Raw genomic sequence first — 13,595 nt, forward strand, 5'->3', positions numbered from 1 at the left:
TTCACCCCGGCACCGCGGCCTCACGAGGAAAAAGACGCCCAAGGATCACCGAAGAGTGGCAATTCGCGCTCATTGGCGATGCCGTACGAAAACGGACCATCTCGCTGGTGAGGGGGGCGAATGCCTCCTAGCGGACCCCCGCGTCGAGGTCCGGGGAAGATGTGCCAGAGTTGCCACGTCCGCCCTGTCAGCACGTACCGTACGGCAGCACAGGTGGGACCAGGTGGGGCAGCGGGAAGGGGCAGCCGGTTTGACCACGCACGCACCGCAGGCGGCGCAGGCCGTGACGCTGCCCGCCTCGCTGGACGAGGCGGTCGCGGCTCTGGCAGCCATGCCCGCCGCCGTCCCCGTCGCCGGCGGCACCGACCTCATGGCGGCCGTCAACTCCGGACAGCTGCGGCCCGCCGCCCTCGTCGGCCTCGGGCGGATCAGCGAGATCCGCGGCTGGCAGTACCAGGACGGCCACGCGCTGCTCGGCGCCGGCCTCACCCACGCCCGCATGGGGCGCCCCGACTTCGCGGCGCTCATCCCGGCGCTGGCCGCCGCCGCGCGCGCGGCAGGACCGCCGCAGATCCGCAACGCCGGCACCCTCGGCGGCAACATCGCGAGCGCCGCCCCGACCGGCGACGCGCTGCCCGTGCTGGCCGCCCTGGAGGCCACGCTGATCGTCGCGGGCCCGGGCGGAGCCCGCCGCGAGATCCCCGTCTCGCACCTGCTGGCCGGCATGGAGATGCTCCGCGGCGGCGAGCTCATCGGCTACGTGCGCGTGCCGCTGCTGCACGCCCCGCAGGTCTTCCTCAAGGCGACCGGACGCACCGGGCCGGGCCGCGCCGTCGCCTCGGTGGCGCTCGTCCTCGACCCGGCGCGACGCGGCGTGCGGTGCGCGGTCGGGGCCATAGCGCCGATGCCGCTGCGTCCCCTGGACGCCGAGGCGTGGGTCGCCCAGCTGATCGACTGGGACAACAGCCGCTCGATCGTGCCCGAGGCGCTCCACGCGTTCGGCGAGTACGTGGCCGCGGCCTGCATCCCGGATCCGGGACCCGCCGCGGACGGCTCCCCGGGGCAGCTTCCACCCGCCGTACTGCACCTGCGGCGCACCGTCGCCGCGCTGGCCCGACGAGCACTGGGGAGGGCGCTGTCGTGACGGACGACCAGCACGGAGAGGGCGCCCCGCAGAGCGGGGGCCGCTGGGACCCGCTGCCCCAGGGCGACTACGACGACGGGGCCACCGCCTTCGTCAAGCTCCCCGAAGGGGGCATCGAAGCCCTCCTCGCCGAACGGGAGAGCCCGCTCGCGGCCCCCGGCCACGGCTATGTGCCCCCGCAGATCAGCGTGCAGCCCGCGACCCCCGACGCCACCGACCCGGCCGCCACCGGGACCTGGAACGTGCCGGGCGGGTCCGCGGACTGGCCGGAGCCGGGCACCGGGGCCCAGGAGGTCCCGGACGACCGGTTCTCGTACCAGCCGCCCGCCACCGGACAGTGGGACTTCAGCGAGGTCGCCCAGGAGGGCGCCGCCTCCGGCCACGACGTGACCGGGCAGTGGTCCATCCCCGTCGCCGGGGGCGACCTTCCGGACGAATCGGGCGAGTTCACCACATCGGCGCTCGTCGAGCAGTGGGGCGGGAACCCGCCGGCCACCCTTCCCGGCGGCGCCGCCGCGCCCTGGGCGTCCGAAGCCATCGGACAGGCGTGGACCGCCGAGCCGCCGCAGGCGCCCGCTGGGAGCCCCGGGGACACCTCGACGCCCTCGCACCCGCACGCGCCCGCCCAGGACGTCCAGGTGCCCGCCGGGCCCGCGCACGAGGCCCCTGAGGAGACCGGCACGGCCGACCCCGCCGGGCCGGTGGAGGAGCACGCGCCGGACCGGGCGCACGAGGCCGCCCCGGCACCCGACGACGCCCGGACAGGTACGCCCGCCCCCGAGGCGGACACCGAGGCCGGTACGGCCCCCGACGCGGAGGCCGCCGCCGCACCCACGAACGACGAACACCCCCTCGCCTCGTACGTCCTGAGCGTCAACGGCGCCGACCGCCCCGTCACCGACGCCTGGATCGGCGAGTCGCTGCTCTACGTCCTGCGCGAGCGCCTCGGCCTCGCCGGCGCCAAGGACGGCTGCTCGCAGGGCGAGTGCGGCGCCTGCAACGTCCAGGTCGACGGCCGCCTCGTCGCCTCCTGCCTGGTGCCCGCAGTCACCGCGGCGAGCAGCGAGGTGCGCACCGTCGAGGGCCTGGCCGCCGACGGACAGCCCTCCGACGTGCAGCGCGCGCTGGCCAGGTGCGGCGCCGTGCAGTGCGGCTTCTGCGTGCCGGGCATGGCGATGACCCTGCACGATCTCCTGGAGGGCAACCCCGCGCCGACCGAGCTGGAGACCCGGCAGGCACTGTGCGGCAACCTCTGCCGCTGCTCCGGCTACCGGGGCGTCCTGGACGCCGTCCGCGAGGTCGTCGCCGAACGCGAGGCGCACTCCGCCCCCGATGCCACGCCGGACGTCGACGAGGCACGCATCCCGCACCAGGCGGGCCCCGGAGCGGGCGGCGTCAACCCGGCGGCCTACGAGGGCTCCTTCGAAGACACTTCTCCGTACGACCCCCAGGCGCCGCATGAGCAGCCGTACGGCCAGGACGGAGGCCAGGCGTGAGCAACGAAACCGCCACCGCGACACCGGCGGTGCCCGAGACGGGCCCCGAGCCCCTGCCGCACGGGATCGGCGTCTCGCTGCCCGCCGCGGACGCCCGCGCCAAGACCGAGGGCACCTTCCCGTACGCCGCCGACCTGTGGGCCGAGGGCCTGCTGTGGGCCGCCGTGCTCAGGTCGCCGCACCCCCACGCGCGCATCGTGTCCATCGACACCAGCCACGCGCGCGAGATGCCCGGCGTACGCGCGGTCGTCACCCACGAGGACGTGCCCGGCAACCCGCTGCACGGCCGCGGCAGAGCCGACCGCCCGGTGTTCGCCTCCGAGGTCGTCCGCCACCACGGCGAGCCCATCGCGGCCGTCGCCGCCGACCACCCCGACACCGCCCGCATGGCCGCCGCCGCCGTCATCGTCGAGTACGAGGTGCTCGACGCGGTGACCGACCCGGAGCTCGCCTTCGAGGCCGAACCCCTGCACCCCGACGGCAATCTGATCCGCCACATCCCGCTGCGCCACGGCGACCCGGACGCGGTCGGCGAGATCGTCGTCGAGGGCCAGTACCGCATCGGCCGCCAGGACCCGGCACCCATCGGCGCGGAAGCCGGCCTCGCCGTGCCCCGACCCGACGGCGGCGTCGAGCTCTACCTCGCCTCCACCGACCCGCACACCGACCGCGACACCGCCGCCGCCTGCTACGGCCTGGAACCCGAACGTGTGAAGGTCGTCGTCACCGGCGTCCCCGGCGCCACCGCCGACCGCGAGGACCAGGGCTTCCAGCTGCCCCTCGGCCTGCTCGCGCTGAAGACCGGCTGCCCGGTCAAACTCACCGCCACGCGCGAGGAGTCCTTCCTCGGCCACGCCCACCGGCACCCCACGCTGCTGCGCTACCGGCACCACGCCGACGCCGAGGGCAAGCTGGTGAAGGTCGAGGCGCAGATCCTGCTCGACGCCGGCGCCTACTCCGACACCTCCGCCGAGTCGCTGGCCGCCGCCGTCGCCTTCGCCTGCGGCCCCTACGTCGTCCCGAACGCCTTCATCGAGGGCTGGGCCGTACGCACCAACAACCCTCCCTCCGGCCACGTGCGCGGCGAGGGAGCCATGCAGGTCTGCGCCGCCTACGAGGCGCAGATGGACAAGCTGGCCAAGAAGCTCGGCGTCGACCCGGCCGAACTGCGCCTGCGCAACGCCATGGCCACGGGCGACGTGCTTCCGACCGGGCAGACGGTGACGTGCCCGGCCCCGGTCGCCGAACTGCTCCAGGCCGTACGGGACCACCCGCTCCCCGCGCTCCCCAAGGACACGCCCGAGGACGAGTGGCTGCTGCCCGGCGGGCCCGAGGGCGCGGGTGAGCCCGGCGCCGTGCGCCGCGGCGTCGGCTACGGCCTCGGCATGGTCCACATGCTCGGCGCCGAGGGTGCCGACGAGGTCTCGACGGCCACCGTGAAGGTCCACGACGGCGTCGCCACGGTGCTGTGCGCGGCCGTGGAGACCGGCCAGGGCTTCACCACGCTGGCCCGGCAGATCGTCCAGGAGACGCTCGGCATCGACGAGGTGCACGTCGCGCCTGTCGACACCGACCAGCCCCCGGCCGGCGCGAGCTGCCGGGGCCGCCACACCTGGGTGTCCGGCGGAGCGGTGGAGCGCGCGGCCAAGATGGTCCGCACCCAGCTGCTCCAGCCCCTGGCGCACAAGTTCGGGATGTCGACCGAACTGCTCCAGATCACCGACGGCAAGATCACCTCGTACGACGGGGTGCTGTCCACCACGGTCACCGAGGCGATGGACGGAAAGGAGCTGTGGGCGACCGCGCAGTGCCGCCCGCACCCCACCGAGCCGCTCGACGAGGCCGGCCAGGGCGACGCCTTCGTGGGCCTGGCCTTCTGCGCGATCCGCGCGGTCGTGGACGTCGACATCGAGCTCGGCTCCGTACGGGTCGTGGAACTGGCGCTCGCCCAGGACGTCGGCCGGGTGCTCAATCCGGCGCAGCTCGCCGCCCGCATCGAGGCGGGCGTCACCCAGGGCGTCGGCGCCGCGCTGACGGAGAACCTGCGCACGGCCCGCGGCCTCGTCCGCCATCCCGACCTGACCGGCTACTCCCTTCCCACTGCCCTTGACGCCCCCGACATCCACATCGTCAAGCTCGTCGAGGAGCGCGACGTCGTCGCCCCCTTCGGCGCCAAGGCGGTCAGCGCGGTGCCGGTCGTGACGTCCCCCGCGGCGGTCGCCTCCGCCGTGCGGGCTGCGACGGGCCGTCCCGTCAACCGGCTGCCGATCCGCCCGCAGGCGGCCGTGGTGACGGGCGCGTGAGCGCGCCCGAGCCGCCGGCGGGCGACCCCGCGCAGGCCGCCGGGAACGGGGAACCGCGCTACGAACCCGCGCCCGGCGTCGGGAGACTGGCGCTGTGGATGCTGGTGTTCGTACTGGCCGCCGTGGTCGTCGTCGCGGGCGGCGTGTACTTCGGCTGAGCGGCGGACCGCCGGTCCGTTTCGGCCGCGGCAGGCTCGTTCCCGGGAGTTTCCGGCGTTGTCAGTGCCGCGGCGTATGGTTCTCGGACATGGGGAACCGCCGCGGGACGCGGCGCTGTTCCCCACAGGGGGAAGCACGATGCGTTCACATGCGCGGGGGAGCCATGAGCACGACTGACACCGGCGTCGGCGGTGCGATCACACTGACCGACGACGAGCTGGACCCGTACGTCACGCACACGGGGACGCGGCACCTGCTGACCGGCCCAGGACTGCCCCACGACGGCGCGCTGCTGGCGTTCGGCGCACTGCGCGAGCACGGCCTGCGGCGGCTCGCGGACCTCGCGGGCGACGCGGACAGGCTTGCCGGGCAGCTCCGGGACCAGGTCGTCGTGGGAGCCCTGCGCAGCCTGGACCGGGACCTGGAGTCGATCGTGCTCGACGGCACGACCGGACGGGTCTCCACGACCTGCATCGGCGGCCACCGCGCCCCCATGGACCTGACCCCGCTGGCCCCCTCCCTGGAGGCCCTGCTGCGCTTCGCCGCGGTCACGGAGGAACTGTCCTCGCCCCGCGGCCGGTTCGGCCCCAAGACAGCCTTCGGCCTCGAGACGACCCCGGCCGCACCTGCGTCCCGCGGGCAGTTCGGCAATACAACCGCCGCGACCGAACTCGCGCCGCCGCGTGGCGGATCCGGAGCAGCCACGGCTGAACTCACCTCGTCACGTGACCCGTTCGGCTTCGGAGCGACCGCGGCCGGACTCGCCCCGCCCCGCGGCCGGTTCGGCCCGAAGGCGGTCATGGAGGCCTCGGAGCGGCTCAGCGCCGTCTTCGCCGAGGCCGCGGGGGACCGGGTGCCGCCGTTCTGGCGGATGGCCGCGCTGATCCGCCCGCTCACCCGGATCGCGGGCCCCGGCGACGGACTCGTCCTCGACCTGCCGAAGCGGCTGCTGGACGAGGAGTTCGGCGCGGGCGGGATCATGCGGTTCGAGGACGTCGACTTCCCGTCCGCGCTCACCCACGAGCCGACCCGCCGCTTCCTGCGCGAGACCGGGCTGCCCGAGGACGGTCTCCTCTTCCAGCTCGACACGGAGGTGCCGCTGCCGGCCCTCACCGAGTACTACGCCGACGAGCGCCCCGGCGAGTTCTTTGCGGACGAACTCCCCGCCACCGCCGACCGTCTGATACGACTCGGCCACCTGGTGGAGGACATCAGCCTCGTGGTGGACGGCGGCACGGGCGCGGTCCTCGCCTGGAGCGAGCCGGACCTCACCCTCCGCCCGCTCAACGCCGACATCTCCACCCTCGCCTTCACGCTCTGGCTGCTGCACCGCGAGAAGGCCCTCGACGCGGCCCACGACCTCAGCGACACCTACGAGCAGCTCGCCGCCACGATGTCCCAGACCCTGGCCACGGTCGACCCCGTCGCCTGCGACCCGACCCCGGCCCTGCCCGGCGACGACGGCCGCCGCTACTGGCCGGAGGCCTTCGACGACCAGGCCGGAGGCGTGCTGTACGCGTGAGGTCCGGGGACGCGGACCTTGGCGGTGGGGATCCGGTTCGCGCCGATGCCGCGCGTCAGGTCGGCGGACTCATCCGGGAGCAGAGCTGTCCGGGAACCCCGTGTGAGATGGGAACTGGGACGGACGGACGAAAGGGCGGCACCCTTCCGGAGTGCCGCCCCTTACATTTTGCCTGGTCAGGCAGATGGAGGCCGTGGCGGGAATCGAACCCGCGTAACTCGCTTTGCAGGCGAGTCCCTGAACCACTCGGGCACACGGCCGGGATCAGGTGCGGCACGGCTCACTCGTTCCGAACCCGATGAGTCGACCGTAGGGGCGGGTGACGAAGGGGCTCAAGGGCTGCGGGGGCGCCGCAACGCGACTGCCATACGCCGTTCATGAACGGGCCGGCGACACGCGGGGAGACGTCTGGGCGGGCGACACGCGGCGAACGGTGCGGCGGGCGGTGCCAGGTGCGGGCCCGGCGGACGGAGCCCCGGCTCGGTCACGGACGTCACGGCCCCGGCGGACGGCTTCCACCCGGCCGCCTTCGCCGCCGTGTTCCTGCCGATGGCGGCCCTCGCGCCGCTGGGGGCCTGGGCGACGACACGCCTGCGGGAGCGGTGACGGGGAGCGGTGACGCCGGCCGCCTGCCGGGAAGAGTGGTCTCGCGCCGGCCGCGGCCGTGTGACCTCGGTTCTCTCCGCGGTGCCCGCGCGAAGGCTTCCCCGGCACCGTCGGCGCGAGCTGTGACCTCAGTCCCATCCACGGGTGACCGGGCACCGTCCGGGCGTTGACACGAGGGGCGCGCCGGTAGGGTGGCCCGGTTGTCATACGTAGCCGAGCCGCCCGCCCGTCTCCCCCCACCGAACCGTCCGACGTCCGGCGCGCGGCCTTTGATTCGACCACCCACGGAGACCGTGACTACCACCGCCGCCAGTGCCTCCTCGTCGCACCACCTCTCACCCGCCTACCCCGGCCGCGCCCCCTGGGGCACCGCCAGCAAGCTGCGTGCCTGGCAGCAGGGGGCGATGGAGAAGTACATCCAGGAGCAGCCGCGCGACTTCCTCGCCGTCGCCACGCCCGGCGCCGGCAAGACGACCTTCGCGCTGACGCTCGCGTCCTGGCTGCTGCACCACCACGTCGTGCAACAGGTCACCGTGGTCGCGCCGACCGAGCACCTGAAGAAGCAGTGGGCCGAGGCCGCCGCGCGCATAGGGATCAAGCTGGACCCCGAGTACAGCGCGGGCCCGCTCGGCAAGGAGTACCACGGCGTCGCCGTGACGTACGCCGGTGTCGGTGTACGGCCGATGCTGCACCGCAACCGCAGCGAGCAGCGCAAGACCCTCGTCATCCTCGACGAGATCCACCACGCCGGTGACAGCAAGTCCTGGGGCGAGGCGTGCCTGGAGGCGTTCGAGCCGGCCACCCGCCGGCTCGCGCTCACCGGCACGCCCTTCCGGTCCGACACCAACCCCATCCCCTTCGTCACGTACGAGGAGGGCAACGACGGGATCCGCCGGTCCGCCGCCGACTACACGTACGGATACGGCTCGGCCCTCGGCGACGGGGTCGTGCGGCCCGTCATCTTCCTCTCCTACAGCGGCAACATGCGGTGGCGTACGAAGGCGGGCGACGAGATCGCGGCGCGGCTCGGGGAGCCGATGACGAAGGACGCCGTCTCGCAGGCCTGGCGCACCGCGCTCGACCCGCGGGGCGAGTGGATGCCCAGCGTGCTGCGCGCCGCCGACCAGCGGCTGACCGAGGTCCGCAAGGCCATTCCGGACGCGGGTGCGCTCGTCATCGCCTCCGACCAGGACTCGGCCCGCGCCTACGCCAAGCTGATCCGTGAGATCACCGGGACGAAGGCGACGCTCGTGCTGTCCGACGACGCCGGCGCCTCGGACCGCATCGACGAGTTCAGCCACAGCCAGGACCGGTGGATGGTCGCCGTCCGCATGGTGTCCGAGGGTGTCGACGTGCCCCGGCTCGCGGTCGGGGTGTACGCGACCACGATCTCCACCCCCCTCTTCTTCGCCCAGGCCGTGGGACGTTTCGTACGGTCCCGCAGGCGCGGCGAGACCGCGTCGGTCTTCCTCCCGACCGTCCCCGACCTGCTGACCTTCGCCAACGAGATGGAGGTCGAGCGGGACCACGCGCTGGACAAGCCCAAGAAGGAGGGCGAGGAGGACCCGTACGCCGAGTCCGAGAAGGAGATGGAGGAGGCGAACCGGGAGCAGGACGAGGACACCGGCGAGCAGGAGCAGTTCTCCTTCGAGGCGCTGGAGTCCGAGGCCGTCTTCGACCGGGTGCTGTACGACGGCGCCGAGTTCGGGATGCAGGCCCACCCGGGGAGCGAGGAGGAGCAGGACTACCTGGGGATCCCGGGGCTCCTCGAACCCGAGCAGGTGCAGCTCCTCCTCCAGAAGCGGCAGGCGCGGCAGATAGCGCACAGCCGCAAGAAGCCCGACGAGGACGCCGACCTGCTGGAGCTCCCCGCCGAGCGGCGGCCCGTGGTCACCCACAAGGAACTCCTGGAACTGCGCAAGCAGCTCAACACGATGGTCGGCGCGTACGTCCACCAGAGCGGCAAGCCGCACGGAGTGATCCACACCGAGCTGCGCCGGGTGTGCGGCGGCCCGCCGAGCGCGGAGGCGACGGCGGGCCAGCTGCGGCAGCGGATCGCCAAGGTGCAGGAGTGGGCCACCCGTATGCGGTGACCCCGGGGGCGGGGTGGCCGATCAGCGGGCGTGGTGCCCCGGCCGGGAGGTCCTCTGGGCGTGTTGCCCCGCCCGGAGGTGCTGGGTACGGGTGCCGAGCGCCGGCATCGGGTGCGGGTGCGGGCGTCGAGCGCCGGCATCGGGTACGGGTGCGGGCGTCGAGCGCCGGCACCGGGTACGAGTGCCGGCGCCGACAGCCGCTTCCGGGTGCCCGGCTGCCGGGTTGGCGATTGGGGGCGCGGGCGTCGGGGTCGGGACCGTCGCGTCGCGGTCCCCACCCGCGTGCGGCCGAGTACGCCTGCGGCCGAGTACCGGTGCCCCGCGTCACCCGAGTCCGACACCGCGCCGGTTGCGCGGCGGGGCGCGTGCGCCGGGCGTGTGCGCGGTCCGCTTCGGGCGCTGCACACCCCATGATTCGGGGCAAACGGAATCAGTCCGTACCAGTCGATGCCCGGATTCTGGACGGAGACTTCCGCTGAGCGGACCGGCTCGCTACTGTCCCGCTACGCACACGCCCCGTGGCAGCGCCGCCGCGGAGCGCAGCCGTGAAGCGACTCCGCCCGGGATCAGCCCGGGTCGCCAGCCGACCGGCGGCCTCTGAAGCGCGTCGTCGACGGGACTCGGTGACGCACAGCCGCGAGGGGGCCGTCGACCTCACCACTAAGGAGTGGGCGTCGTGACCGCGGAGACCTCTCAGACGCTCGACAGGGGACTGCGGGTCCTCAAGCTGCTCGCCGACACGGATCACGGGCTGACCGTCACCGAGCTCTCGAACAAACTGGGCGTCAACCGGACCGTTGTGTACCGCTTGCTGGCCACCTTGGAGCAGCACGCTCTCGTCCGCCGCGACCTGGGCGGTCGCGCCCGGGTCGGGCTCGGGGTGCTGCGGCTGGGCCGTCAGGTGCACCCGCTGGTGCGGGAGGCCGCGCTGCCGGCGCTGCGCGCGCTGGCGGAGGACATAGGGGCGACCGCTCATCTCACGCTCGTCGACGGGACCGAGGCGCTGGCCGTCGCCGTCGTCGAACCGACGTGGACGGACTACCACGTCGCCTACCGCGCCGGGTTCCGGCATCCCCTCGACCGGGGGGCCGCGGGGCGGGCGATCCTCTCCGCCCGGCAGGCGTCGGCGGAGGAGCCCGGGTACACCCTCACGCACGGCGAACTGGAGGCCGGGGCCAGCGGTGCCGCGGCACCGCTCCTCGGTGTGACCGGGGTCGAGGGGAGCGTGGGCGTCGTCATGCTCGCGGACTCCGTGCCGGAGAGGGTCGGGCCCCGCGTGGTCGACGCCGCGCGCGAGGTCGCCGACGCACTCCGCTGAACCGGACACCGCGGGGCGGGCTCAGTGCCGCGCCCGGGCGACGCCGGGTGCGTACGCGTCCCGGGCTGAGCCCGAGCCCGGACGACGCGGGGTGCGTACGTCGCCGCGCCGAGCCCGGACGCTCCTGGGCATCCCCGTCCCGTGCCGAGTCCGAGCCCGAGCCCGGACGACGCCGGGTGCGTACGTCGCCGCGCCGAGCCCGAGTCCGGACGACGCCGGGTGCGTACGTCGCCGCGCCGAGCCCGAGTCCGGACGACGCCGGGTGCGTACGTCGCCGCGCCGAGCCTCCCGCACGGAAACCGGAGCCCCCGCCCCCCGGGCGCGCAGGCGGGTCGCCCTCCCTCCGCTTTGGCCGGGACGACAACCCCTTTCGCGTGTCTCTGGACCGACATTCGCCCGGTTCGCCGCGCTCGGCGCCCCCGCGTTCGACTACGGCCCCGGGGACCCGGTGCTGGCGCACACGGCGGGGGAGTACGTGCCGGTGGCGCGGCTGCACGCGTGCGAGGAGCGGCTCAGGAGCTGGCTGTCGGCGTCCCCCTGAGCCCCGCGAGTGCCCTCAACTGGAGCCACAGCACCAGCCGTTCGTCGGGGTCGTCGAGGTCGATACCGAGCTGCTGTCGGGCCTGCCGCAGGCGGTAGCGGCAGGTGTTGGGGTGCACGGCGAGCAGGCGCGCCGCGCCCGCCATGTCGCAGCCCGCGTCGAGCCAGCAGACGAGGGTGCGGGCGTAGTCGGTGCCGTGCTCGTCGTCGTACGCCAGGACCGTGCGCCACGCTCCGGCGCTCAACTCCCGGCTTCCGCAGAGCACTTCGGTGAGCCGGAGCAGGGTGACCCGGGGCCGTACCTCCTCGACGGACGCCACGGGCAGCTCCGGTCCGAGGACGCGCAGCACCAGGTCCGCGTCGTCGAGGGAGGCCGTCACCTCGGCGAGCCCCGGCACGACCTCGCCGAGCCCCGCCCGCACGGGCACCCGCAGCGCCTGCCCGGGCCGCCGCACGACATCCTCCACGCGGAGTTCTCCGCGCTCGTCGGCACCTGGAAGCCGAGGATGCCCTGCCTGCGGTCCTCGTCGACGGCGGAGCCCTTCGTCCTGGAGGACGGGCATCTGCCGGTGCCGCGCATCCCGGGGATCGGGACCGAACCTCTTCCTCAGGCGCTGCGTCGCTTCACGACCGCGCGGCGGGACCTGTACGAGGGGCACGCCGGGCGGTGACGTTAGATTGATCCCGTGCTCTCACGCCTCACACGTCCCAAGGCCGTCGCCGTCTGCGCCGTTCCCGTCGTGGCGCTGCTCGCCACGGCGGTGTTCGCGCCGCTGCCGTTCTCCGTGGCGCAGCCCGGCCTGACGGCGAACGTCCTCGGCGAGAACAAGGGTGTCCCCGTGATCACGATCAGCGGCGCGCCCGTCCGTGACACCAGCGGTCAGCTGCGGATGACCACGATCGAGGCGACGGGTCCCGACGCGAACGTCTCGCTCAGCGACGTGCTCGACGGCTGGTTCGCCGCGGACCGCGCCGTGATGCCGCGCGACTCGGTCTACCCGAGCGGGAACAGCGTCGAGGAGATCGAGCGGCACAACGCGGACGAGATGAAGAAGTCCCAGGACACGGCCACCGAGGCGGCGCTGTCGTACCTCCACGAGAAGGACGACGTGAAGGTGACGCTGAAGCTCGCCGACGTCGGCGGGCCCAGTGCCGGACTGCTCTTCTCGCTCGGCATCGTCGACAAGCTGGACGGCGACGGCAGCGGCGGCGACCTCACGGGCGGCCGGAACATCGCCGGTACGGGCACGATCGACGCCGACGGGAAGGTCGGCGCGGTCGGGGGCGTGTCGCTGAAGACCCAGGCGGCCCGACGGGACGGCGCGACGGTCTTCCTGGTGCCGAAGGCGGAGTGCTCGGAGGCGAAGGCGGAACTCCCGGAGGGACTCCGCCTGATCCCGGTGACCAGCCTGGCGGGCGCGGTGGACGCCCTGGTGGCCCTGGACGCGGGCAAGGGCGGGATCCCCAGCTGCTAGGGGTTTCGCCGACCCCGAAGACGGCCGGGTCAGTGCGCCACGGTCGTCCCGGGCGTGGCGGCGAGCCGCAGGCCCACCTCCACGAGGGTCCGGCCGAGCCGGGTGCGCAGCTCGCGCGGGTGCCGGGCCGAGGCCGCGAGCCGGTGGGCGTCCGCCCGGGCACGCAGGTCGGCGGCGCGGGCGTGGTGCAGTCGGAGCGCGTTGTCCGGGTGCATCGGGACGACCTTTCTGTGGCCTGATCGGGCCGGTCAGTCGGAGACGTGCGGGAACGCGTGCGTGTGGATGCGGACCTGTTCCGCCGCGGGTTCGTTCTCGGGGGCCTGGCGGGCGCTGTAGCTCTCGATCAGTTCGTGCATCTTCTCGATGAGTTCACGGGTGTTTCCCGGTGTCAGGCGCAGGGTGAAGTCGCTCATGTCGCTGGCGTGGGACCATTCCTCGGACCAGGCCCCGCGCGTGCCCAGCCACGTCGACAGTTCGCGGCCGTGGCTCGTCGCCACCTCGTGCAGGAACAGGTCGGCAGCCCCGCGTACCGCCGGGTCGGGGTGGTCGAGCAACCCCTCGTCGAAGCCCATGCCCTGGTCGACGGCCCGCCACCAGCGCTCCCGTCCCTTGTTCTGCTCCGGGGCGTCCTCGACGAAGCCGTGCGCGGCGAGCTGGCGGAGGTGGTAGCTGGTCGCTCCGCTGGACTCGCCCAGCCGCTCGGCGAGCATCGACGCGGTGGCCGGACCGCGTTGCCGCAGCACCCTCAGCAATTCCATGCGGAGCGGATGTGCGATGCCGCGCAGCGAACGGGCGTCGAGGCGTCGGGGCGGCGGGGGAGGCGCCGGTGGAGAAAGGGGCGCGAGTGGTGGCGGGGGCGAGGGGGGCCGAGGCGGCTGCTCCGGCATGGGTGCAAAGATAGCGTTGCAAAGAAACCCTTGCAACGGCTTCTTTGCAACT

General features: G+C 73.9%; 12 protein-coding genes and 1 tRNA gene. 9 read left to right on the forward strand and 4 right to left on the reverse strand.

The genetic code is table 11. The features are described from left to right. The first annotated feature begins 250 nt into the window (after positions 1 to 250). The 5 genes from H305_RS0136020 to H305_RS49840 all read left to right on the forward strand — a co-directional run bounded on the left by H305_RS0136020 (position 251) and on the right by H305_RS49840 (position 6,624). Positions 251 to 1,144 carry an FAD binding domain-containing protein gene (locus H305_RS0136020; protein WP_028804719.1) on the forward strand — a complete coding sequence of 298 codons (894 nt, stop codon included), beginning with the start codon at positions 251 to 253 and terminating at the stop codon, positions 1,142 to 1,144. Continuing rightward, positions 1,141 to 2,640, forward strand: a complete 1,500-nt coding sequence (locus H305_RS0136025; RefSeq protein ID WP_028804720.1) for a 2Fe-2S iron-sulfur cluster-binding protein — start codon at positions 1,141 to 1,143, stop codon at positions 2,638 to 2,640. Before H305_RS0136020 ends, H305_RS0136025 begins: the two co-directional genes overlap by 4 nt. Further along, entirely contained in the window at positions 2,637 to 4,943 is a 2,307-nt protein-coding gene (locus H305_RS0136030) for a xanthine dehydrogenase family protein molybdopterin-binding subunit (protein WP_028804721.1), read from the forward strand. Before H305_RS0136025 ends, H305_RS0136030 begins: the two co-directional genes overlap by 4 nt. Further along, positions 4,940 to 5,101, forward strand: coding sequence for a hypothetical protein (locus H305_RS54165; protein WP_199791504.1), 162 nt, complete (start codon positions 4,940 to 4,942; stop codon positions 5,099 to 5,101). Before H305_RS0136030 ends, H305_RS54165 begins: the two co-directional genes overlap by 4 nt. A gap of 164 nt (positions 5,102 to 5,265) precedes the next feature. Beyond that, positions 5,266 to 6,624, forward strand: coding sequence for an SUKH-4 family immunity protein (locus H305_RS49840; protein ID WP_028804722.1), 1,359 nt, complete (start codon positions 5,266 to 5,268; stop codon positions 6,622 to 6,624). A gap of 185 nt (positions 6,625 to 6,809) precedes the next feature. Here the strand turns inward: H305_RS49840 and H305_RS0136045 are convergent. Continuing rightward, positions 6,810 to 6,884, reverse strand: a tRNA-Cys gene (locus H305_RS0136045). Between the two features lie 639 nt (positions 6,885 to 7,523). On the opposite strand from H305_RS0136045, the gene H305_RS0136050 reads away from it, so the two are divergent. Together H305_RS0136050 and H305_RS0136055 are read left to right on the forward strand one after the other, a co-directional pair. Further along, complete coding sequence (locus H305_RS0136050; RefSeq protein ID WP_028804723.1) at positions 7,524 to 9,323, forward strand: DEAD/DEAH box helicase; 1,800 nt, start codon at positions 7,524 to 7,526, stop codon at positions 9,321 to 9,323. A gap of 676 nt (positions 9,324 to 9,999) precedes the next feature. Continuing rightward, positions 10,000 to 10,641 carry an IclR family transcriptional regulator gene (locus tag H305_RS0136055; RefSeq protein WP_028804724.1) on the forward strand — a complete coding sequence of 214 codons (642 nt, stop codon included), beginning with the start codon at positions 10,000 to 10,002 and terminating at the stop codon, positions 10,639 to 10,641. A 512-nt stretch (positions 10,642 to 11,153) separates the two neighbouring features. Here the strand turns inward: H305_RS0136055 and H305_RS0136060 are convergent. Further along, the gene (locus H305_RS0136060) at positions 11,154 to 11,648 is read right to left on the reverse strand and encodes a PucR family transcriptional regulator (protein WP_028804725.1); all 495 of its coding nucleotides are present in this window, start codon (positions 11,646 to 11,648) and stop codon (positions 11,154 to 11,156) included. A gap of 39 nt (positions 11,649 to 11,687) precedes the next feature. On the opposite strand from H305_RS0136060, the gene H305_RS52900 reads away from it, so the two are divergent. Together H305_RS52900 and H305_RS0136070 are read left to right on the forward strand one after the other, a co-directional pair. Next, positions 11,688 to 11,852, forward strand: coding sequence for a hypothetical protein (locus H305_RS52900; protein ID WP_234021371.1), 165 nt, complete (start codon positions 11,688 to 11,690; stop codon positions 11,850 to 11,852). 15 nt (positions 11,853 to 11,867) lie between these two features. Next, a complete protein-coding gene (locus tag H305_RS0136070) occupies positions 11,868 to 12,656 on the forward strand; it encodes a S16 family serine protease (protein WP_028804726.1) in 789 nt (262 codons plus the stop codon). A 29-nt stretch (positions 12,657 to 12,685) separates the two neighbouring features. Here H305_RS0136070 and H305_RS0136075 read toward each other — a convergent pair whose 3' ends face one another. Together H305_RS0136075 and H305_RS0136080 are read right to left on the reverse strand one after the other, a co-directional pair. Then, complete coding sequence (locus tag H305_RS0136075) at positions 12,686 to 12,871, reverse strand: hypothetical protein (protein WP_028804727.1); 186 nt, start codon at positions 12,869 to 12,871, stop codon at positions 12,686 to 12,688. Positions 12,872 to 12,904: 33 nt separating this feature from the next. Continuing rightward, the gene (locus H305_RS0136080) at positions 12,905 to 13,543 is read right to left on the reverse strand and encodes a winged helix-turn-helix domain-containing protein (RefSeq protein WP_078629418.1); all 639 of its coding nucleotides are present in this window, start codon (positions 13,541 to 13,543) and stop codon (positions 12,905 to 12,907) included. Positions 13,544 to 13,595: the final 52 nt, after the last annotated feature.

Origin of the sequence: Streptomyces sp. 142MFCol3.1 (assembly GCF_000424945.1) — a bacterium.
Classification (GTDB): Bacteria; Actinomycetota; Actinomycetes; order Streptomycetales; family Streptomycetaceae; genus Streptomyces; species Streptomyces siamensis.